At 34.2% G+C, this 25632-nt stretch carries 10 protein-coding genes; all 10 read left to right on the top strand.

Annotated features, from left to right (window positions below; all coding sequences use genetic code 11):
- Nucleotides 1-8 precede the first annotated feature (8 nt).
- Genes KWG70_RS00730 through KWG70_RS00685 form a run of 10 tightly spaced genes read left to right on the top strand, consistent with a single transcriptional unit; the run spans nucleotide 9 to nucleotide 25611 of the window.
- Nucleotides 9-473, top strand: coding sequence for a phage tail protein (locus KWG70_RS00730; protein ID WP_230934070.1), 465 nt, complete (start codon nucleotides 9-11; stop codon nucleotides 471-473).
- A 3-nt stretch (nucleotides 474-476) separates the two neighbouring features.
- Nucleotides 477-641 carry a DUF5908 family protein gene (locus tag KWG70_RS00725; protein ID WP_230934069.1) on the top strand — a complete coding sequence of 55 codons (165 nt, stop codon included), beginning with the start codon at nucleotides 477-479 and terminating at the stop codon, nucleotides 639-641.
- The gene (locus KWG70_RS00720) at nucleotides 641-1345 is read left to right on the top strand and encodes a CIS tube protein (RefSeq protein WP_230934068.1); all 705 of its coding nucleotides are present in this window, start codon (nucleotides 641-643) and stop codon (nucleotides 1343-1345) included. Before KWG70_RS00725 ends, KWG70_RS00720 begins: the two co-directional genes overlap by 1 nt.
- Before the next feature lies 1 nt (nucleotide 1346).
- Nucleotides 1347-3134 carry a type VI secretion system tip protein VgrG gene (gene vgrG / locus KWG70_RS00715; RefSeq protein ID WP_230934067.1) on the top strand — a complete coding sequence of 596 codons (1788 nt, stop codon included), beginning with the start codon at nucleotides 1347-1349 and terminating at the stop codon, nucleotides 3132-3134.
- Between the two features lie 10 nt (nucleotides 3135-3144).
- Nucleotides 3145-3435, top strand: coding sequence for a PAAR domain-containing protein (locus KWG70_RS00710; protein ID WP_230934066.1), 291 nt, complete (start codon nucleotides 3145-3147; stop codon nucleotides 3433-3435).
- A 1-nt stretch (nucleotide 3436) separates the two neighbouring features.
- Nucleotides 3437-3859, top strand: a complete 423-nt coding sequence (locus KWG70_RS00705; RefSeq protein ID WP_230934065.1) for a GPW/gp25 family protein — start codon at nucleotides 3437-3439, stop codon at nucleotides 3857-3859.
- A 17-nt stretch (nucleotides 3860-3876) separates the two neighbouring features.
- Nucleotides 3877-8238: a baseplate J/gp47 family protein gene (locus KWG70_RS00700; RefSeq protein WP_230934064.1), complete on the top strand. Its 4362-nt coding sequence runs from the start codon at nucleotides 3877-3879 to the stop codon at nucleotides 8236-8238.
- 7 nt (nucleotides 8239-8245) lie between these two features.
- Entirely contained in the window at nucleotides 8246-15328 is a 7083-nt protein-coding gene (locus tag KWG70_RS00695; RefSeq protein ID WP_230934063.1) for a hypothetical protein, read from the top strand.
- A 4-nt stretch (nucleotides 15329-15332) separates the two neighbouring features.
- Complete coding sequence (locus tag KWG70_RS00690; protein WP_230934062.1) at nucleotides 15333-16943, top strand: contractile injection system tape measure protein; 1611 nt, start codon at nucleotides 15333-15335, stop codon at nucleotides 16941-16943.
- A 55-nt stretch (nucleotides 16944-16998) separates the two neighbouring features.
- Entirely contained in the window at nucleotides 16999-25611 is an 8613-nt protein-coding gene (locus tag KWG70_RS00685) for an eCIS core domain-containing protein (protein ID WP_230934061.1), read from the top strand.
- The last annotated feature ends 21 nt before the right edge of the window (nucleotides 25612-25632 follow it).

Raw genomic sequence — 25632 nt, 5'->3', positions numbered from 1 at the left:
TAATTTTTATGAAAAGTACGCATCAAATAGTAGGGTTTTACTTTAAAGTAATTTTTGAGGGTCTTTCAGGTACAGATGGCACAGATGTTAGCTTTCAGTCTGTCACTGGTTTAGATGTACAAATAGAAAAAGAAGCATTGAAAGAAGGTGGTGAGAATCGGTTTGAGCATCAAATGCCTGGACGCACTAAGTATACAACTTTAACTCTAAAAAGAGGAATCATAAAACCCAAAGATTCTAAGCTGTCTACCTGGTGTCAAGAAGCCTTTCAAAACAAGATAATAAACCCTCTCAAAGTCGTTAATGTACAGCTGCTAGATCAAGAAGCTAAACCACTAATGCAATGGCAGCTTTCACATGTATGGCCAGTAAGTTGGAAAATAGGAGAGTTTAATGCCGAAAGAGGTGAGGTGCTAATAGAAACCTTAGAACTTAATTATAATTATTTCAAACTAACACCTAAAAAAGAATAAAAAATGCCTTTAGAAATTAGAGAATTAGTTATAAAAGCTTCTGTAGGAGATGAAAAGAGTAGTTCTAGTTCAAATAGTGATGCTAGTGGTAGTACAAGTGATGAATCTACTATTAATGAAATTGTAGAAAAAGTACTTAGTATAATAAAGGAAAAGTCAGAAAGATAATGAATGAGTCAGGAAAATTAGTAAAGGTTTTAATTCATGCTTATGATGATGAGGAATTTAAAATAAAATCCTCTACAAGTCCAGATCCCATTGCTTTGCCTGTTAACCCAGAAAGTTTTAACCGAAACTTAAAAGTAACATTAAATCGACAACAAGGCCAGGGTAATCAAGGTACTAATCCAGACTACAGAGGAACTGAACCAGAGGTACTCAAACTTGATTTTGTACTAGATGAGACAAACTCTATTCAAGGATACAAACCTATTGCAGGAAAACAGTTTGTCAAAGATGAATTAAACGCCCTAATGAATACCGTGTATAAAATGAACTGTGGAATACACCGTCCAAATTTTTTAAAAATTCATTGGGGAACGCTGGTATTTACCTGTGTTTTAACAGATCTCGCATTAAATTACACATTATTTAAACCTAATGGAGATCCTCTACGAATAAAAGTTAGTGCTACTTTTTTAGAGTATCTATCTCAAAAAGAGAGGGTGGCTAGGGAATGTAAAAAATCACCCGATTTGACACATGTTAAACAAGTAAAAGCAGGTGATAGATTAGATTGGATGACACACCAAATCTATAAAGACCCGAAGTATATAACTCAAATAGCCAGAGCTAATGGTTTAACAACTTTCAGAAAAATAAAACCAGGAGTAACGTTGGTTTTTCCACCTCTTGTAAAAACAGCTGAATAGTATGAAAAATAGAGAAATACCTGTAGAGGCCTCATATAATGTAGCAACGTTTGACATCTTGATTAACGAACAATTAGTTGATCCAGGCTATCAGGTAATTTCAATTTCAATAGTTAAAGAGGTAAATAAAATTCCAACAGCTAAAATTGTTTTAAAAGATGGAGATTCTGCAGATGAGAGCTTTAAAATAAGTGAAGAAGAAGAATTTTTACCAGGTAAGTCAATAGCAATAAAAACAGGTCGAGATGGAGAAAATGATCTACTATTTAAAGGAATAATAGTTAAACATGGTATTAAAGTTAAAGAAAGTGGTGAAACTCATTTGATATTAGATTGTAGAGATGAGGTCGTAAAAATGACATTAGGAAGGCATAATTTTTATTATGAAGAATTGAAAGACAGTGAAATTATGGAACAGATTATAGACAGATATCCGTCTTTAAGTCATGATGTAGAAGAGACTACTATTAGTCATTTAGAAATGGTACAGCATCACTGTACAGATTGGGATTTTTTATTACTAAGAGCTGAAGCCAATGGTAAATTAGTAGTTGTTGATGACGGTGTAATTAACATCAAATCTCCAGTTACAAATGTAGATCCTGCTCTTTCTGTTTTATTTGGATCAACACTTATCGATTTTGAGGCCGAAATGGATTCTAGAAGTCAGTGGACATCGGTTGAGGCTAAATCATGGGATTATGCTGGGCAAAATATGTTTGAACATGTAACCGACAGTGTGCCAATTAACGAACTAGGAAACGTAAGTGGAGAAGATTTAGCTGAATTAATAAGTCCCGAAAAATTTGAACTCAGACACACAGGTCAGGCGATTGAAGAAGAGTTGCAAGAATGGACAAAATCTTTGATGCAGATTAGTCGACTTTCAAAAATACAAGGGCGTGCTAAATTTATTGGATTTGGAGCTATAAAGCCAAGTCAATTAATAGGATTACAAGGTGTTGGCGAGAGGTTTACTGGTAATGCTTTTGTTTCAGCTATTAGGCATGATGTTTATAATGGATCATGGTATACACAGGCGCAATTTGGTTTAAAAGAAGACTGCTTTTCACATGTTCATAAGAATATAACAGATGTGCCTGCTGCAGGATTAGTGCCAGCTATTAATGGTTTGCAAATAGGAAAAGTTGTTCAGTTGCAAGATGATCCAGAAGGGGAAAATAGAATACTGGTAAGATTACCAATTATAGATAACTCTGCAAGAGGAGTATGGGCAAGAGTAGCCACATTAGACGCTGGTAATGGTGATGTCAATGGAGGTAGAGGGTCATTTTTCTTGCCAGAAATAGAAGATGAGGTTATCGTAGGTTTTTTAAATGATGATCCTAGAGAAGCTGTTGTATTGGGAATGCTCAATAGTAGTGCAAAACCCGCACCGATTAATGCACAAGATGATAATCATGAAAAGGGGTTTGTAACCAGATCCAATTTGAGGGTTTATTTTAATGATGACACCAAAACGATAGTGATTGATACACCAGCAGGTAATAGTATCAAATTAGACGAAGATACAACCTCAATAACAATTGAAGATCAGAATGGGAATCTAACAAAAATGGATTCATCGGGTATAGAAATAAATAGCCCAGGAGATATAAAAATTGAAGCCTCGGGTAAAGTAGATATAAAAGCAGGAATGGAAATGAAATTAAGTGCGATGCAAATAGAGGCCAAGGCCAATGCAAGTATAGAAATGAAGGGGGCAACTGCGAAGTTTTCATCAGATGGAATTACAGAGATCAAAGGATCTTTAGTTAACATAAATTAGAACGAATGTTATGGGAGCAGCAGCAAGATTAGGAGATATGCATGTGTGTCCAATGTTTAATGGACCAGTGCCACATGTCGGAGGACCAATTGTTGGACCAGCAAAGCCCAATGTTTTAATTGGAGGGCAACCAGCTGCTGTAGTTGGAGATATGTGCGTGTGTGTTGGCCCTCCAGATACTATAGTAAAAGGGTCATCTACTGTTTTTATTGGAGGAAGTCCTGCAGTAAGAATGGGCGACATGACATCACATGGAGGAAACATCGTGCAAGGATTTCCAACAGTAATGATAGGAGGATAATATGAATAATGACAAAGCATATTTAGGAACAGGTTGGTCATTTCCACCAACATTTGATAGCGACAGTAAAACTGTGACTATGGTTAGTGCCGAAAAAGATATAGAACAAAGCCTTGAAATTTTACTTTCAACAAGTTTTGGCGAACGTGTTATGCAACCCGATTATGGTTGCAACTTAAGAGATTATCAATTTGAGAGTATGGATAATGCCTTTATCGGTTTTATAAAGGATTTAGTTGAAAGAGCTATACTCTTTTTTGAACCTAGAATTAGTCTAGAAAGAATAGACATAACCCAGGAGGACTCCTTTGATTTAATCGAAGGCTTTCTGAAGATTGATATTCACTATGAAATTGAGGGCACAAATACACGGTATAACTATGTGTATGATTTTTATTTAAGAGAAGCCGATCAAAGGATATAAAAAGAACAATTAAGTAAATGAAAAATCCGTCAAACATAGCACATCCATTAAAAAATAGAACTGGAACTAGCCAAAGAAATAGAGTGATTCAGGCTTTAGGAACAGATGCTGCTCCTATTGATGGAAAAACTTTGGCCGATCGATTGTACTTAATTAATAACTATGCAAGACAGATTAATTTCTATCAGTATAAAAAAACGGAAACAGATGGCGAATCTCAGGAATTAAATACGTGGTCATTATTTTTTGAAGATAGCCTTCCTTTTCAACTCGCAATTTTAAGTAAAACATCAATTGACAAATTAGAGACTCAATTTCTCCTCTTATATGAGGAGTTAGAGGCAAATCCTTCAAAGGAATCTCTAGAATCACTGTTCAATTTTATATTTAATAAAATTATTACTCCTATAACATTACTATATAAATCGGTTGAATATAATGAGAATAGTTTTACCGAATCATTAGTAGGAATCATTAAAAGCTCATTCTTAGAGCCTATAGCATCATATATATGTTTGTATAATTCTAGTGCTAATTTTTTGTGTATAACAAAAAAGAATTTCATTGATTTTATAAAAATGCCATGGCAGTTAAAAGTAGATGAGATATATGCATTGGACTTATGTATTAAGTATGTAAAAAAAGGGAAGAAAGAAGCTTTTTTAAAAGCAGGAGACGTATTGAATACCATATTTTATCAAGTTTTAACGGGTATGCAAAATATTGTAATTGCAGCTCCAGACTATATTGAAGAAAGCTTAATCCCTTTAAAAGAATCACTACAAAAAAAGCACGAGCCGCATATTGCATTACTATTTGCTTTTCTAGAACTATTTAAACATTTTCAAGGCAACATCAATGAATTAACTAAGAAGCATTTAGATTTCTTTTATGAGGAAGTGTTAAAAATGGTTCCCAAAGAAGCTGTTCCAGATATGGCTCATATTGTGTTTGAAGTTGCAAATCATCAAGACGCCTACTTATTAAAAAAGGACTTGTTATTAAAAGATGGGAAGGACCTTAACAAACAAGATATACAATTTGGTTTGGATCAGGAAATTGTTATAGATAAAGCACAAGTTAACGACTTAAGAACATTGTCTTTATATCCTATTGAAAATAGCAATACTACAAAATTTATTGAGGGTGTATATATGGCACCAGTAGCAAAAAAAGCTGATGGAAAGGAAAAGGACTTTAAAGACGATCAACCGAAAAATTGGCCCACATTAGGTTCAAAATATAGTAAGTGCATTTTAGAGGGAAAAGAAACACCAGAAGACTATCCCAAAGCGAGATTAGGATTTGCATTGGCATCACCAGTGCTGCTATTGCAAGAAGGAAAACGAAGTATAAAAATTGTTTTGAATTGTGATTTAGTATTTCAGAATGATGAAGAAAGGGAATCAATTACATCATGCTTACCAGCGTTTATAACTGCTTCAAATAACAATGTAGAACCTCTATTTAAAATTTGGTTTAGTGGTGAAAAGGAATGGATACAGGCAACGCCAACAATCATCGCTAAAAACCCGTCTGGTAAGATAGAGTTTGAAATAAATGTGACATTAATGCCAGAAATTGAACCAGTAACTTTTTTTGACGAAACAGTACTCAACGAAAAACTTAATCTAAAAGAATCACAACCTGTAGTAAAGATTGAGTTAAATGAAGACATAGAAATTGAATGTGATATACCTTCTTCAGATATAAATTGCTGTTTGAGAAAAAAAGATATTGAAAGCCCTCAAAACAAAATTTCACCTTATAACTTTCTGAAATGTTTGAAATTAGTTGATGCAGATATTGATGTCAAAGTTTGTGGTGTCAAAAATTTAATTGTTCAAAATGATGAAGGCACTTTAGATATTAAAAGTCAATTATTTCCATTCGGATTACGTCCTGAAGTTCCAGGTTTTGATCCTATGAATCAATTAGAGCCTCCTGAAGGTACACCAACTTGTAAAGATAATACAGATGATAATAATGCATCTTGTTTTGGTTCTAGTTTTTATATAGGAAGTAAAGAAGTATTATTTAAAAAATGGGATTCTATACGCGTAAATTTAGAATGGAAGGATAAACCCGATAGTTTCAATGATTACTATAAAGCCTACCTCAAAAAAGAAAAAGACTTAGATGTAACAACAGACATAAGTAAACTTGGTTTAGATGAAGATGATTTTCGTTTAAGGATAGGAAAATTAAAAGATGGGACTTGGAACAATCTATCTAAAATTAAGCTATTCGAAAAAACAGTAGACGCTTTTGGAGATTTAACTTGTGATACAACTGTATATGGATGGGAGGTCGAAAACAAAGGGGTTAACAGTTTTATAGACTATAATCAACCTATAGATTTGTTTAAAAATTCACTTAATGGGTTTTTGAGATTTACTCTAGCTAACCAAGATTTTTTACATAAAGAATACCCTTTTGTCTTGGCAAGACAAATGCTCGCTTATGCCAATACTGAGGCGAATGGTGGAAAAAAATTAACAGATGCCATTTATATAGAGGAATCTGGAAAAACGGTGATACATCCTTTTCTTGATTTTAGTTTAGTAATAGAAGAAGTTTTAACAGATCTAAGCGATGAATTACAAAAGATTCATGATGCAGTTGAAGCAGCAATCGAATTTCTTCAAGATGATACTGCTCTTTTGGCTTCAGTTGAGAATGTAAAAACACAATTGACTACTATTAGCACTAGTATTACTACTTTTTTAGGAAATCCATTTGATCTTGGAGCAATTACTACTTTTTTAACAAATCTAGGCTCTAGTATTCACAATCTTACTATAGGCAATGGTGCAGCAAATCAGGCTTTTGGTGACGTTGTAGATTTTATAGCAAATGCATTGTTAGAGCTTCGACTAGACGGTGAGGCACTAGATACATATATTCTTAATCTTAAAACTTCGTTTGATAATTTTTATGTTATACTCGATAATTCAAATATTTTGAAGTTTTTTAATACAAATGCCTATCAGGCATTAATCCCAAATGAACCATGGACACCTATTATTAAAAATTTATATATCGATTATTCGGCAAGTGCTGAAAAAAACAATATGGATATCATTCATCTCTATCCTTATGAAAATACATCTAAGCACGAGGATATTGAACAAAGCCCAACACTTTTTCCATATTTTGATGCTGAAGGCACACTATTCATTGGAATAGAGAATATAACGAAAGGAGGAAACCTATCAATACTTTTCCAATTAGCAGAAGCAACAGCCAATTCTGAACTAGATAGAGCACAGGTCGATTGGGCTTACTTAAGTGAGAATAAATGGAAACCCTTAGCATATGATTTTGACATTATTTCAGATGAAACAGATGGATTTACAGTATCAGGTATCGTTACTATCGCAGTACCAGATGATATAAATAACAATGGAAATACAATAATGCCTGACCCATTGTATTGGATTAGAGCATCATCACCAAAAAATGTAAAGGCAACAGCCGAAATCATAGGAGTACATACACAAGCTGTAAAAACATCGGCTAGATTTAGTGAATTAAGCGACAAAAGCAGATTAGAAAATGAACTTAAACCTGGCAGTATATCAAAATTAGTTGAAGGTGATTTTAATGTTAAAAAAGTCGAGCAAATATATCCTGCATTTGGAGGTAGAAAACCAGAGGCGAATGGACATTTTTATACGCGTGTAAGCGAACACCTAAAGCATAAAGGTAGAGCATTAATGCTAAATGACTATGAGAAAATTGTTTTAGAAGGGTTTCCAGAAATTTATAAAGCCAAATGTATTACACATACCATGGGACTTTCGGCTATTAGTTATGAACGTGACCTAGAAATAGCTCCTGGCTATGTAGTGCTAACTGTAATTCCTGATTTAACAAAGCTCAAATCGGGAAACTTACAAGAACCAAAAGTACCAATAAGCCTATTAGAAAAAATTGGAGATCATATTAGAATACGCACTTCTCCTTTTGCCCGATTAAAAGTGATGAACCCAAGGTTTGAATATGTTGACGTGACCATTTCTGTTAGACTGCATCGTGGTAAGTCAGATGATTTCTATAAGCAAAAACTAAAAGATGACATCCACTTATTCTTAGCGCCTTGGTCACTAGGTGATTCTGAAAAATTAGCTTTTGGACAAGCAGTGCTTTTTTCAGATATCGTTGGTTTTGTTGAACAGCTTGAATATGTAGACTTTATTTCAGAGCTTGATTTAGTTGGTCCGTGTGGGCAAACAGGATCTATCATAAAACCATTGACAGCAAGATCTGTTTTAACGGGCGGAACACTATGTGTTGATACCGATAAGGAGGAATGTCCAGAAGATAATGAATGTATAGATAAAGAACCTATAATACTGATTAATCATATTAATTAATGTAAATATGTCAGAAGAATCAGAAAACACAATATCTGCTATTAAGCAACTCGACCCAGATTTGCCTCAATATCTAGATTTTAAGAATCTTAGAAAAGAAGGGCTTGAACATATTGGAAATTTGGCAGGTAAAATATGGACAGACCATAACGTACATGATCCAGGAATAACAATTCTAGAGGTTTTAGTATATGCTTTAATAGATTTAGGATATAAAACAAACCTTCCTTTCAAAGATTTAATTGCTCGCGAGAACAATCAGGATAAAGACGATAATTTTTTAACTCCTTTGGAAATACTTACTGTAAACCCAGTAACTATAACCGATTATAGAAAATTACTTTTAGATATAAAAGGTGTTCGAAATGCTTGGTTAGAACCAGCTAATCAGGAAGTAAAGTTATTTATAGATCAAAATGCAAATGCTTTAAGCTGTTCTTACCCACGCAATTCTAATAATGATAATGATGATTGTGGTTTAGATGCAAAATATGAAGAGCTCTTTTTAAATGGGTTGTATAAAGTTTATATAGAAAAAGGGAATGATGTTGCAGACGAAGACGCGCTTAAAAAAGAAGTCAGAGAACGGCTTTTACAACATCGAAATTTATGTGAAGATTTTATAGATATAAAGATTTTGGAGCCTATTAATTTTGGTATCTGTGTCGATGTGGAAATACGTGCAGGATATGATCCCAAAATCATATATTCAGAAATTATTAAAGCGTTAAAAAATAGTATTCAACCCGATATTAGATATTATACGCTTAACCAACTTCTCAACAAAGGAAAAACCATCGATACTATTTTTGCAGGAAGACCATATAGCGAAAAAAGCTTTGGATTTATTGATACCGATGAGTTAGAAGCTTATGAAAGGCGTAGAGAAATCCGTTTGTCCGATTTATATCATAGTGTGCTTAGTATAGAAGGGGTTCGGAAAATAAAAAAAATACATGTAAATAAAGAACATAAAAATGAAGGTGAAGATTCTCTGCCTTTAAATTGGACTCATGATATTGGACCTTGTGAAGTCCCTGTGTTTTCTCTTGAAAGTACTTGTGTAGATATATACAGTGAACAAGGGGTGTTAAAAATAGATAAACTTAAAATTCACAAATCATTTTCATTTAGTAAAAAATTCGAACTACCTTCAACTAGTTTGAATAGTGAAATTCCTTTTGGAGTATATCATGAAGATATAAACGACTACTATTCTATTCAAAATGATTTTCCTGTAGTATATGGTATTGGTGAAGATGGCTTACCAGAAAGCGCAACATTGCTTCGTAAAACTCAAGCGTTACAGCTCAAGAGTTACCTTATGTTTTATGATCAAATATTAGCAAACTACACATCACAATTAACCAACATTCGTTCGTTATTTTCATTGAAATCAGAACAAAATAAAACTCAGGACGAAAAGAAAACGTATTTCACGCAAATTCCAGAAAGTATCACTGGAATAGAAGACCTATTAAGATTTTATGATTCAAATCCAACCCAACAACAAAGTTCTGTACTAGCATATCCAGTATTGGAAGATGATGCATGGGAAAAAGCATTGAAACAGCTTGAGAATAATCCTAGAACAGAATTTTCAATTGGAAATACCTGTGACACTAAAAACAGATTAGTCGATATGTTTACGTTTTCTTCGGCAAACATTCGTTCTATTTATATCAATCAGATTATTGATTCTTTTTATGCTAAAAATTATACCATTCAAATTTTAGAAGATCGTTTCGGCTGCTTTTTTGTATTACGTCCTAGCTTGCCAAATGATGTCTTAATTGTTGGAACTAAACGATATGAATCGGCTAGTAAAGCGAAGATTGAAGCAAAAAATGTTGCTTTTATTGCTGCTACTAATACAAGTTATAATTTAGTGACTAATAAATCGGAAACTAATGACCCTGACCAGCATTACTTTGGTATTATATACCATCCAATATCATACATAGATCTTATTCAAGAATTAACAGAAAACAAAGAAGAATACATTTCTAGACGGAAGCAATTTTTAGATCATTTGTTAGCAAGATTTGGAGAAGAATTTACAGAGTATGCACTACTTCAATATAAAGGAAAGTTAAGTGAATCTGAGCGCAGAGAAGACATGATTAATAATCAATCTAAATATATAAATGAATTTGCAGAATTAAGTCGAAATCGTGGGAAAGCATTTAACTATTTAGAGCGATCATGGAATACAAATAATGTTTCCGGATTTGAAAAACGAGTATCATTATTATCAGGAATACATAATTACCACAGAAGAAATCTATGCAATTTTGAAGTAACAGAATGTTATAGACTATTACTTAACGATCCAAACGGAATTCCTCTTTTTAAAGCTAATAGAAGTTTTGAAACTAAAGAAGAATTACATCGTGCAGCAAACAAGGTTTTATTACAGCTTCGAGATTCTGATTCTTATAACGCACTAGAAAAAAGCTTAAACGGTTTCAATGCTAGTGCTATAAGTAGAGTGTTTTCAGAGAAGCCAAAAGATGAGAACATTATAATTACCAAGTACCACTTTAATCAACAACTATTAAATAGTGAAGGGAAAGAAGTTGGACTAAGTAATACTATCGCCTCAAAAAATAGTGCTGTTAAAAAGAAAGGTGATTTTTTAAAAATAGGAATCCCGCAAGTTTTACCTAACTCATTGTATTCTGATAAAAGTAGAACATATCGTTTGCTTTCAATAGACAAGGATAATCACTATTTAGACGCTACTCATCTGGATAAATCTCTAACAATTAGTCCTATTGAAACATGGAAATGGCATATCAATACGAAAGGTTCAAAAAAAATAATAAGTGAAATTTCTTTTAATAGTGATGAAAAAGCTTGGGAGGATGTAATTAATAATGGCGCACTCGATAATTATTTAGTTAAACATAAAACAGGATATAAATGGGTATTTAATATTCCAAATCAGCAAATTTCTTTTCAAGGATTAAATTGTTATCCCGATAAAAATAAAGCAATAGCTGCGTGGCGAAAAGCAAAAGTTTTGGGAAGTACTATTAAAAACTATACCCTCGATAAAGGAGAGAAAACACATCGGTTAGTATTAAAAAATGAAAAGAAAAAAATTATAGCCGTATCAGGAAAGCTAGAGAAGAGTAAAACCGACATTATAAAGCAGTGTACAAAAGTTTTTAGTAATAGAACAGTAAAACCAAAATATGTTAAGGAAACAGATAAATTAGGGTTTAGAATTCCTATTAACAGTGATTTAACATCACTTGTGAGTTATTGCGTCTACGATTCTAAAAAAGAAGCTTTACAAGAAATGAACAAAGCTTTCAAATTTGGGGAGACCAAAAAAAATTATTTACAATCAGGTGACGAAGGAAACCCTGAATATAACTTTTTACTTAGAGATGCGCATAACTCCTTTTTAGCTTTACCTCCCGAACACTTTGAAATAGCATCAAATAGAAACAATGCTTTAAAGTCAATACTACGTTTTTTTAAAAGCAACGCAGCTCCTGTTCTGATTAAAAAAGAGCCTAATACATACGTCTGGTCTTTGCTTGATAATGAAAATGTATTATTAAAGTCAGAAGCTGAATTCTCATCAAAAGTAAGAGCACAATCAAATTTTGATAGTGTTATAGCGTCTGAATCTCTAAAAAGTTGTCATGAATTATGTAAGGAACACATTTATAAATTTGATATCATATCTACACCTTCACAGTTTAAATTTATTTATGGTAATACGAATGTATACAATGAATTAAATCCCCTTTTTATAAGTGAAGCTTCTTATGATAATGAGGGAGAAGCCAAAAAAGCATATACAGAATTTGTAAAAAAATTACCTCAATTATCATTAAAAGAACCAAAAGGGAAACCTTTTCAGTATAGGTTGTATCATAAAACATCTCCTATAGCTGTACAATATAAAAAAGGGAGGGTTAAAGGAGATTTAAGTACTGCAAGAGAATTAACAAGTTATATAAGTAAGATATATAAAGACAGTAAAGCTCCTAATCAAGAATTTGTGCGTTCTCAAATGGCTGAGAGTCAGCAAAAATCATATGAATGGCGATTTTACAAAAAAAATTCACCATTAGCTAAGAGTCCATATCTATGTCTAAGAAAAGAGCAAACAGAGTCCATAAAAACCAATGTTTGTGGCATAATACCTCCAGTAAACTTAAATAAATGTCCTGTAAAAGATATTGTTGTTTGTCCAGATAAAGACAAAAAAAAGTATCACTATCAAGTATGTTTTAATGATAATGAGGATAATGAATTTCTCTTAACAAGTTATGTTGGCTATGCAACTAAAAAAGAAGCCGAAGATGCGTGGTCCAAAGAATGGTTTGAAGTCATTAATCTAGCTAGAGACCCAAAGCAATATATACCTGGTGGAAAAATAAGTCCTGTTGAAGAGTATAAGAAACCTGAGGATAAAACATGTGATGATATATCATTTATTGCAGTAATTCCAGACAAAAGAAAAACCGATAAAAAAGAGCAAGAATTAATAGATCACTATATACAACAGGCTAATTTATATCCTTTATACAAAGTTGAAATTGATGATGAAGATGAAGAACAAAATAAAGAGATTCAAAAGTGTAAGGATAAATATAAATATCGTGTCGTTGTATCAGATAAAGAATTAATTGACACCGATTGCACATTAAAAGATGAAAATGAATATCATGGTACTTTAGTATGGGATAGTGTAGATTGTTTTAATAGTATTGATGAGGTTATGCATGCTTACAGACACTTTTACACCTTGGCAGGAACTTATAATAATTGTAGAATTCTATGTGAAAAAGGTAAGTTTTATATTGGTCTAGTTGAGGTTCTTGCTGAAAGTTCATGTGATTTTATCTCAAAAGAAGAAGCTTGGGATGACGCATTTCCAGAAGATAAAAATTCATGCGGAGATTGTATTCCGAAAGGAGTTAGAGCATTTATTTATGCCGCAGAAGATGATAAAAATTATATTCCAGTCTGTGATCAAGAGTATTGGAAATTCAAAGTGGTTTCACCAGACTATTTTGTAGTTGATCATAAGTGCTGGTATAATTCTGAATGCGAGAGAGACCATCAAAAAAATGAATGGATGGATAGCTTAAAAGCATTGAATTGGGATAACTATACAACAGGATTACTCTTTGAAAATGATGAGATTATTTTAGATGATCATCCATTGACTCACATAGATTCATTTCAATCAAACAAAAAGCCATTTAAAATATGTTGTGATATGGTTCATGACATTAGGGAATGCTTAAAATTATGCTCTAAAGGCTTAGAAAGAGATAAGCAATTAGTTGAAATCAGGAAGTGCTTAGTTGAAAAATTTAAAACATATATATGTACAGAAGAAGAGATTAAAAGCGGGATTTGCAGAGATGAAAAACGTACAAAGCACGATAAAGCTACTAAATTACTAGACTTGTTTGATTCAGATATTGACCAATTTCACTTTTTGATAAATCACTTCCCAATACATAAAACAGATAAAGGCTACTGCTATAGAATCTATTTGGAAGAAGACGATGAAGGGATTAAAGAAGAGGAGTTACAACCTTGTGGATGTGATAGCGAAAATACTATTGAAAAAAACGATGCATGTGACGAGGCGCATCCATTTATAAGCAGTAATTGTTATTCTTGTTGTTCGGAAGCATTTGATGCATTCAAAGCATTTCGAGAATTGATAGAGTTAAAGAAAACATTTGATTTTGAGTCTGTTTCAAAAACAAAATATGGTCCATATTCTTTTCAAATAATTGATACGAGTAAAGTACTAGCATACCATCCGCAACAATATAAATGTCTACAGGAAGTAGAGGACGCCATTCAAATAACTAAAGATTGTGTAAATAATGTTGGGATGCACCTTTTAGAGCATATTTTATTAAGACCTAAAACGGCAAATGAATGTGGTCACAGTATTCATACAGGTGATGATGTTTCTGTAAGTAATAACATTGAAAATTGCCTCTTACCTATATGTCCAGATTATTGCTGTGATATAGAATGGCAACCAGATATGGATAAAGAGGATCCATGTTCAAATAACACAGAACAAAACAAAATTTATTATTTGCCAGGCACAGATCCCTACTCATTTTGGGCAACTGTAGCATTGCCAGGATGGATAAAACAATTTAGAACAAATGAATCTAGACAGGTTTTTGAAAAGTTACTTTACAAGGAAGCACCTGCTTTAGTTGGACTAAATATTTTATGGTTAAGCCCATCTAACATGTGCAAATTTGAAGATGAATATCAAAGATGGTTAGAATGGATAGAAAGTTCTAAAAAATATCTATGCGGACCTCAAAAGTTACCAATATGCACTTTGGCAGATTGCATTAAAACACTAAAATCTGAAGCTGCTTGTCCTACAATGCCAGGCGAAAAAGGTGATTGTGATTGTGAGGAAAAGGACTGGGTGAATGATGATGAATGCTGTATGCCAAATGAGACCAAGGGAACCATCTTTTGGTCATGTTGTGAAGCATCAGATTCTGTAATTTATAGTGAGATTTCAAATTTAGAGTCTGTAAATGTAAAAGAGAAATCAGTTTCAAAGCGTAAAACATCTAAAAAGACGCCCAAATCAAAAACATCTATAGAAAAAGTCAAAAAATCTGTAAGTGAAGAAAGAGATGTGCTAACTCTTGTGAGAAAGAGAAAACCTAAGTACTTATCGGATATAAAATCATTAACAAATAATGATATTCAGAAAACTAAAAGCTATGAGCGAACACTATTTTTTCTACAAAATATACCTACCGTGAAAGCTCATACTCAGTTAGTAAATTTCTTTAAAAGATACAGCTTACAAAAAGACAATAATATAGAAGGCTTCTTTTACCTCTTAAAGAATGCAACATGGCATTTATTTGACAATATGGTACTACATCAGAAAGGAGAAATCAAAAAAGAAGATCTCGATAGCCTAAAAGCCAATCTTCAAGTTTTAAAACGCGAAGGCCTTTCTCTTCAAATGTTAGTCAAAGAATGGAATATTGAAGAGGTGAAATCATTAGTGAACCGAAAATCTCTAAACCAATTAAAAAGAATATTGAAGTAATACAATGACCGATAAACACCTCATAGGAAAACAGATTTTAGAACTGCAAGTTAGTTCCTCTGATAAAATATATGCCATGCAACAGCGTATGAGTGATTTGTTATGGAACGATTTATTACCTGAGCTAAATAATCTATTTGATAGAGTCGTAAGTGAAAATGAGGTCATATGTATAAATAAAATTGAGTTAGATATAGGTCGCATAGGTTTAAGTACCGATAATAGTATTAGTGAAATAGTAAACAAAATAATTAGTCTTTTAGAAGAAAAAATAAAAGAGCAAATACATAATTATTCTCTAGAGAAAAAAGATTCGGAACTTAAAAGTAAAGATCATTTTAACGATGAATCGGAATTAAAAAAGGACAGCCACTATAATGAAAAAGAAAAAATTCTAAAAAAGTACCTAAAGGAAAAATATAACACGAATCATAAAAACCATCACGAAGAACAAAAACTAAACAGAAAGAGTCATCAACTCCTTAGACGCTATTATTTTGAATTATGGCTACACTGGTTAGAAAAAGGGATTTTACCTTCCTATTCTATTGAACCAGAAGAAAATTGGATGGAGTTGGTATTAGAAACACTTGCGTTAGATATAGATGCAGTGACGCTATTAGAGAATAAAATAAAACAATATCCAGTGGTGCTTCAAAGATTAATCCTTCAACATAAATTGAAAGACTTAAAATCAATAGTAGAATTATACACAGCGATATCTCAGATACAATTATTAGATTTTTTTAGTGAATTAAAACAATTGTTTAATGAGAAATCAATCCACTCGAACTTAATGCACTATAGGGTATTTGAAATTAATGCTTGGGAAATAATTTTAAAGAAAGTCATTCTCGAAAGAAAAAAGTTAGATAGTATAGCTTTAGGAATTCAGGTCGTTAATCATCCATTTGTTAATACATTCAGGAATGAATTAATAAAAAAAAGCAATCCAATTAAAAGTGTATATCCCTTTTTACAAGACGTGTTCAAAACAGATGATTTGAATACTTCAAAAGACAAAACCATTGAGCTCAAAGTGATAAAAACTGATCTCACTTCAAGAGACAATACCAAAGATGTAGAAGAAACTCAAGATGATTTACAAATAGACTCCCCTCAATTTTTTAGAAACGCCGGAGTCGTATTAATACATCCTTTCTTAAATAGTTTCTTTAAAAACCTTAACCTACTTAAAGAAAATAGATTCAAAGATTTTAGAAGCCAAAGTAAGGCAGTAATACTATTACATTATCTGGCAACTGGTGAAAATAATCCACTAGAATATGAAATGGTATTGCCAAAGTTTCTTTGTCAAATGCCAACTAACATACCTATAGATCATACGCTGTCAATAACAGATGAAGAGAAAGAAGAAGCTAATAACTTATTAGTAGCGGTTCTTGAGCATTGGGGAGCTTTGGGAAGTACAACTCCAGATGGTTTGCGAGAAGGATTTTTAAGTAGAGAAGGTAAGCTAGACCATGAAGCAACAGGCTGGAAGTTGTATGTAGAACATAAAACATTAGATATACTCCTAGACCGTTTGCCATGGAATTTAAGCTTGATAAAATTGCCTTGGATGAAAGAGATTTTAAAAGTTGAATGGAGGTAAAAGGATGAGTATAAAATAATAGGTCAAATAAAACGGTTTTTCATAATTATATTAGGTGCAAACAGCAGAAATAAAAACAAGTTCAACTGCTTTAAATCAAATACAAAAGAAGCAGCAGCCCTTTTTTAATAAAGAAGGACAAGACGGCTTTTTTTCTAAACCGAATGAAACAACACAACCTTTTTTCAATGCATCAGCTATACAGACAAAACTAACTATTGGGCAGCCTAACGATAAATATGAAGTAGAGGCAGATGCCATGGCAGATAAAGTGGTGCAACGACTGAGTCAACCTGAAAATAATTCAATTTCTAGTACATCTTCAGGAACAGTTCAAAGACAATGTTCAGAATGTGAAGAAGAACAATTACAAAAAAAAGAAGAGCCTTTAGCAAAAGAGATTAATTCGGTACAATTAAAACCTATTTTTGAAAGTAATGCTGAACATCCTGAAGCAAATGTTCAAACCAAACCAATTAATAATGTTGTAATTCAAGCTAAATGTTCGAGTTGCGAACAGGAAGAACATTTACAAAAAAAGGAAGAGGAAGAACTTTCTGATAATGAATTGTCATTGCAAAGAAAAGGTATGGAAACACCTTCCAACAATACACCAAATCTTGAAAGCAGGTTGAATTCAAGTAAAGGAGGTGGAAATTCCCTTCCTTCAGATTTGCAAACCTCTATGGGTTCAGAATTTGGAGCCGATTTCAGTACTGTAAGAATACATACTGGTACTGAAGCTGTTCAAATGAGCCAGGATATAGGAGCTCAGGCATTTACTCATGGTTCAGACATCTACTTTAACGAAGGCAAGTATGATACCAATTCAAATTCTGGAAAACACTTATTGGCGCATGAGTTGACGCATACGATACAACAAGGTCAAACTTCTACAAATATTCAGAAACAAGATGAAGACGGAGATACTGGATATGAGTCAGATGAATATGAAGAAGGCATAGACTCAGAATATATGGAAATTCCATATTCTTGTCATGAACTAGTTTCTATTCTCTCTCCAATAATTAAAAGAAATCTAACGGCCTTATTGGTAAACCCACAATATAACGAAAATTCACTTATATTTTTTTTAGATGAGGTCGTTGATGATATTGCAGAACAACATCTAGATATTAGTGAACCGACATTTAATCTAATAGAAAATAATACGTATTTAATTTCAACTATAGAATCTTCTATTTATGACCTTAGATTTAATTATGTCTCGGCCGTTTTATGGTTGCAGACCTATTTAGGTAACCCTCCTGAAGTTTTAGATGCTGGAGGAGAAGTCTCTTATGGTCTCCAGTTTTTTATTAATACGGTTGCTAATGAAATGGCTAGTTATATTATTAGACCACTTAGAGATAGATTAATGCTAGATGAGGAATATTGTCCAAATTATTCATTAGAAGATTTACAACACTACTTTGATGGTTATGTGTCAGCATGGGGAACGAAGGATAATCTCATAGAGCTTGAGTTTATCGGAAGCATGGAAGCTTTAATCCAACTTCGAAGCGAATTTATTAATCCCGAAAATACAAGAGAGGATAATATTAGAATTGGAACTGAGATTACCAGATTGTCAAGGTACATTTTATTGCTAGATAGAGAATTGGAAGAGCTAAGAGATGTTCTTAATTCTAATGATCAAGAACTGCCAACAGCTTCTAGTCAATCTGAATTGGAAATATTTATTGAGTCAAACATTGTAGATATCGAGAGAATAAGATCAGAATCAAATTCAGAATCAGAATCATTATTGGCTTTAGGAAATGAAACAGATTTACTCAAGAATAGAGGAGTTAATCAATTGCCATATAGTAATTATGCATATACTGGAACCGACCTTATTATTTCTCCAGATTCAGCATTCCCTGTTGCTACAGATGATGCTACTTTAACTATGATGGGTACACTTGCAGAAAGAATCGACACACAAATAACAAATCTAGAAGGGTTACAGGAAGAGGTAATACCATCTAATCCAGATTATTCGATAAACGAATTTATGAGGATTTATGATCAATGGTTTGCATTTTTTAGCCCTACCGCTCGTGATTTAGATCCTTATTATAGAGAAATGGATACTTTCATTTCAGAAATATATATGATAATGGGATACGCTGGAGTCGAAGGAGGTATAGGAAGGTGGTTATTTATGGAGCAGATAATAAATAACATAAATCATCTTGGTAGCCCTAATCGATCTTCCTTTACTAATATCATTCATAGTTTGGATAATCAGCGTGAGGAAAGAGTTAGTGGAGATGCTACCAATATTAATTACCAAGTAGGCGAATTCTTTGGTGGTACTGCAACTAATTTTGGTCCTTCAGGTGAAGCAGACTCTAGAAATACCGTTATTCAAAGAGAGCGATTTGAATCTACAGAAGGATTTAATAGAATACGAGAATTAAAACAAGCAAGTGCGCCAGTGAGTGAAATAACACAAACGGCCGAAGACTTGGGATTAGTTATCAATGGAATAAGAGCTCCAATTATTTTACTTCCCAAAGAAAGACATCAAAATCTTTGGAGTTATCTTATTACAACACATATTCCAAACAAATCGTCCAATAGTTATTTTCCAATACATGAACAACAAGTAATACCACAATCAACATCACGATTTTTGCTCGCTCAAACGCAGCACTATAATACGTTAAATGAGGTTCATAAACCAGGCATCGGAGATGGTTCAACAAGGGTTGAAGGAATAGAATCAGGAAGAGCAGCAAGCACAAGTACCTATCTCCAGGGAGGACAGTCAACAGCGGCTACTCGCAAAGCTACTGAATTGAGACGAAGTATGTCGGAAGCTAGAAACAATCTGTATCCAAACCTTTGGAATCCAATAGGCTCAGGTAGTATTAATTCAGTTGAAGAATTGGTAGTTCAAAATTTGTTGAATGATCTTAATAATTACTTGGATGAATATTTTGTTCAAAACGAAGATGTTGAATCAAGAGTATTAGCCATACTGCGTATTAGTATTAAAGAACATCGTGGCGACGAGATGATGTTCCATCACCTTACTGCCTGGGAATTAGGCAAGGCATTGGGTATTAGTTTGGGAATTGCAGCAATGGTTTCTGCAATTAGATTAATACCATACATTGGCTATGCTTTATCCCATGTTATTGGTAAAATTCTAAAAAGGTATGGTATTGCAACTGATGTGGGTAGTATAATTAGTATAGCAGGCTTTATTAAAGAAGCTGGGAATGCTAATGGTTTTTATGCCGCCAGAAGATGGGGATATATTGGGAAATTTATTCTGAGTGAATTTGGAAAATTAGTTCAAGGTTTAGCAGTAAGCTCTCCAATGATCGCATTTCAGTATGTCAGAACTATAAGATCTAAACCTCATTCAAGTGTGGACGAAGTAATGAAAGATCTGGATGTTATTATTCGAGATCCAGAAATGAAACAAATACTACGAGCAGAACTTTTAACTCAAAAGCAATCGATTGAGGGACAGGGATCTGGAAATCAAAGTAATTCAAGGTTAGAGCTTATTAATGATATCCTTCTCAGACTTGATGGTTCTGCGCGAAACCGACCAATTATTGCAGAACCTATAAGAGGTAATGGAACCGAGGCTGACAGTATTATACGAGCAGATTCGACAATTACAGTACGTGGTGAAAATCATGGAATGAGTGTTAGTTATAGAGATGGCCGATTGGTAGTTCGGGTATGTTCTGATTGTGATTTATTCATTCGTGCTTTGAATGTTGCTATGGAAATGCCTAGTATTCAGAGAAACACTAGAGCAATGGAGAGGATTAGAGGTTTAAAAAATGATGCTACAGCTTTACAAGAAAAAATAAACAATCAAGAAATTTCATTACAAAACGCTCAGCCTAAAATAAATGCAATGATGGGCAGATTAAAGGCTATTGGTCGTGAACATCCTGATGTGGTTGACGCCATTTTTAATCGAGATGGAGCACGATCTTTTGAAGACGGATTGTCTTCAATAAGAAGTCTTACAGAGTTAACAGGCTCAAGTAGAGGGTTAAGTGTAGAATCAATGAGAGCTGTTGAATCTGAAAGCGGAAATATAACTCTAGTTCATGAATCAGCTGTACCCAATAACTTAAGGCCTGGTCAATCTTTTGAAATCAATGGAGCAAGATATGTATACCACGGCGATCCTTATCAAAGAATGTTAATCGAAGAAGGTTTTAGTAGTCGTGATATGACGAGCATTGAAAGAATGACTAGAATAAAAGAAACCCACGATATGGGTGTAGAACAAGGCCGAGCTCAAGCTATATCTGAAGGAATACGAATGACAGATTTCCATTCTCCCGATCAGCATCTTGGTCTTTATGGTAAAGGAATAGACGACATTGGTGTAAAGGGTAATATTTTTTATGTTCTAGAATGGAAAGGAGGTAGCTCATCTCTTGGAAATACGAGACATGGTAGGCAAATGAGTGATGAATGGATAGGTACTAAGCTAGCTGAGTTTAATATTTATCATAGCGATGCTCAAGGAAATTTTGCCATGCATCCACGTGTAGAACAATTTTTGCGCGCTGCAGATGCTGGTAGATTAAGGGGAAGAGCTTATAAAACAGAATGGGACAGCACTAGAACAACTCCAGAACCTACAACAAGAATTCAAGAAGGGCCACTAGCAAATGGGGCAAGAGTATCTAACGGAGAAATAAGATATGATGGAGCACAGGTGAGAGCAGCATTCGATGTGAGAATTAACGAATTAAAAAGAATACACGGAATCACAGATGCAGTCCAACCTAAATTGATGAATCATCTATCAATTCAGCAAAAATGTAAGAATTGCGAGGAAGATAAACATTTGCAGATGAAACCTATGGGACATGAAAATGTAAGTACTCCAAATCTTGAAAGTAGATTAAGTTCGAGCAAAGGTAAAGGACACCCTCTGCCTTTAGAATTGCAAATCTCAATGAGCTCAGAATTCGGAGCCAATTTCAGTAATGTAAGAATACATACTAATTCTGAAGCTGCTCAGCTAAGTCAAGATATAGGAGCACAGGCATTTACTCATGGCTCTGATATCTACTTTAATAAAGGTAAGTATGATACCAATTCTAATTCGGGAAAACATTTATTGGCTCATGAACTGACGCACACTATTCAGCAAGGTAAGTCAGCTAGAAATATTCAACGTTCGGCTTTAAGTGAATTTAGTCAGGAATTCCCTCAAATTGCAGCTGAGCTTTCAAGATTGTCTGATGCCTACAGAAACCTTATTCGACATGTTGATCCGTTATTTAGTGAAAACGGTATATATGATTTAACAGGAAGAAGAATGCTTAATGGAATTCCGGTAAATTATCTTTTGGCAAATAATTCACAGAGAACGAGCCGACAGCAATTATTTGCTTTTGAGCATTCAATGAATCAAAACAATCTCTTTGATATTAATCATGTTAGTCAATGGCGTATAAAATACTTGGCAGCCTTAAGACATCTTAGGCCACTTTTTACAGCGTTAATTAATTTAAGAGGAGAAGTAGGACTTCGAGGACAGTTTTTTAGAGATGAACAGCAGCGTTTATTATTTGAATCTAATCAATTAAGAGAATTATTTCCTGATTTCAGGCCTAATGAAGAGCAAAATACTGAGGCCGAACAGCTTTCTAGGGAAAGAGAATCTGGAGACTTGAGATGGTTTCTGCAACCCGATATTCCAAGTCCTATCATAAGAACGGGTACGACTCTAACATTAAGCTTGAGGAACAATAATAGGCTTAATCCAAGTAGACGGGAAGAATTAGCGCGTGATAGTGCCTCAGGAGAAGGAGCCCTGCAGTTTAGAGAAGGAGAGATTCCTGTCTATACTTGGGAAGAAGCTGAATTTGGAATAATTGATGAAACGGGTAGAGAATTTCCATGGCCTTCGGGAACTTCTGGATATCCCTTAGAATTTGAACATACCTTTAATCAACAAGGTAGACGCATTATTTACTTTAGAGGAAGGCCTAATCAGTTTTCCAGAAATACAGTCTATGTGAGGCATGTAATATTTGTCGGTGATGGGGCTAGTGCACCTTATTTAGATGATGCTGCAGAAGTTTCTCAAGGTGATTTGGAACTCATTACCAATCCAGATACAGGATATGGAGAATTAGTTACTCTTTTTAAAAGAATAGTTTCACGTGATGCTTTGGAAATGCTATCTGATAATAAAAGGGAAGCCATTCAACTCAAAAGACATTATGAAGGATTAATGGGAAATCCAAGTGCGGCAACTGATTATGATTTAAGAACAGGTTTTGCATTTAGACTAGCTCCAGTTCATCGAAATCTTGTAGAGCAAAAGAATCAAACACAAGAAGAGATGGAAAATATAGAAGTAAGAGTGCCAACTGGCGATTATGCATCTGGTAGACCCATTACAATAGTAGATCATGTTGCCACAGAAACTAGAAGGCAGCCTCTACGTCAAAAACTGATTAGACTTCGTGAGGCAATTACTGAAATTGAAATGAACTACCCTGAAGTTGCTGCCCTTAGGAGGTTTAGGAATGAAGCTTCGCTTTCAGAAAATATTCAAGCTAGCTCGGCGTCTGGTGGTGGTTTTGTGGGACAAATGATACGAACTATTAGTGGGGTTGAAAGAGATATTGATTCTACAAGACATAATATTATTAGTGGGAATATTGATATTATGCAAATCCAATCTATAACAACAGATCTTAGAAATAGATTGATTCCGCAAAACCCTAATCTCAGAACGGCTTTGAATAATTACCATGAAAGTGGGGATGATCTCTGGTTATCTCTAGGTATAACAGGAGTTTCTATTGCATTGTTATTTGTGCCAGGAATAGGTCCGTTTTTGAGTGCAGCTGTCGGGCTCATTGAAGGAGCTCATCAAGCCGCAGAAAGCTGGGAGGAAGCAGAAATATACAGAGCAGGACATAATGCTGGGCTCAGGGAAGGTGTTTTTAGTGAAGAACAGTATGAAGAAAGACGCCGTCAAGTAGTGATCGATAGTCTTTTAGTTTTATTAAATATATCTGATTTTGGAACAGAGTTAGTAACTGTAGGTAGGTTTTTAGATGATTTTTCTGAGGTTGGAAGAGCCGCTAGAAGAGCTACTAATACTTCAGAAGAATTAGTAGAAAGAGAAGTAAGGACTTCAAGAGAAATTTCTAATGAAGTGGAAGAGGCTTCTTCTTTAAGAAATCCAGCTGGATCTGCAAGACCTACGTCTAGTAGACAAACCAGATTGTTACAAGACACTTCACATATTGAAGATGGAAGGTTATTGACTCCATCAGAACTTGAAGCAGAACTGGATATTGTTAGAAGAAGTGAAGTACAACCATCCAGCAGACGTAATTACATTGGAGAAGTAGACTTAGGAAACGGGCACATCTGGAGACAAAATTCCGATGGAACTTGGTGTAGGTTTAGCGGAACCCCAAGTTTATGCGGAACAACGCTTACAGGTTCAAACGGATTAACTTCTGCACCTTCGGAAACATGGACATCACCGCTGGTAGGTTCTTCGGATTATGACGATTTATTAGAACGTCGAGGCTCTGCCGAATTTCATTTGGAGCACAGACCTAGTGGTTGGAGAGCTCGAGATGAAGCAAGGTTCAGATATGGTCCAGAAGCAGAACCACAATCAGGATATCGATGGGTTTTACTGCAAGATGGAACCTTAAGATATGATAGAGTAAGAAGATTAGATGATGAGGGAGAAGAGATCGCAAGACGATATTTTGATGTTGAAAGAAGAGAGTTTATAGATAGACCTCCAAGGACTTCATCTGTTGCCTTAGAATCTGAAGAAGAACTTGCAAGTTTAGCACATATAGGTAGTGAAGCAGTTTCCCGATTAGACTGGCTAAGTCGTTTGAGAACTATTTCTGGCTTAGAAAACTTAAGTGATGAAGCCCTTGAAAGAGTCATGCGTTTTTCTCCAAATATAAATCACATGAAAGGACAGCTTCTTGAGGAAATAGCAACAGCATCTCTTACTTCAAGAGCCGAAGCCGCAGGTGAAGCTTTTGAATTTATTGCAGGTCATCGTATACAAGATGCAGTTGGAAATCAATTGACTGACGGAATACTTGTAAGAAGAGGACCAGATGGAAATCTAATAGTACTTGCCATTGCAGAATCTAAGGCAGGACAAGCATCTTCTCGAGGGCTCAGGAGGTCTTATACAAGCTTTTCAGGTCTTAGTGAAAGGGAATTGTCTGAACTAAGAGGTGTGGCGATCGAAGAATTGCGGTTAAGAAATGGTTTAAATCCTAATAATGCTGGTATTCCTGAATGGGCATTGATGGAAAATATATCACAAACACATCAGGCCGAAATTGAAGCAATCATGCGTGAAATACATACTCATGATATGGGTCAAATTGAAAAAGATTTTGAGCGACTAATGCCAATCTCTGGTGATGGGAGAACCACTTCAATAAGGATAGATGGAGAACTAGTTGAAGTTGAGGCGTCCAGAAGGACAACTAGAGCTATAGCTATTGCGCCTGATGATGTATCTCTTACTTCAACTTTTAGCCATTTGGACAATTTAGAAATACAGCATGAGGCATTAGAAACTGGTATAAGTTCCAGTGAATTAATTGAGTTATCGAGAATATTAAGGGCAGAAACCATACAAAATGGTAGTAGGTTCTAATAAATAAAACTTTTAAATATA

The organism is Psychroserpens luteolus, from assembly GCF_021032705.1.
GTDB lineage: Bacteria > Bacteroidota > Bacteroidia > Flavobacteriales > Flavobacteriaceae > Psychroserpens > Psychroserpens luteolus.
The sequence above is the reverse complement of the archived record's forward strand: the minus strand, read 5'-3'. Positions and strand labels throughout refer to the sequence as shown.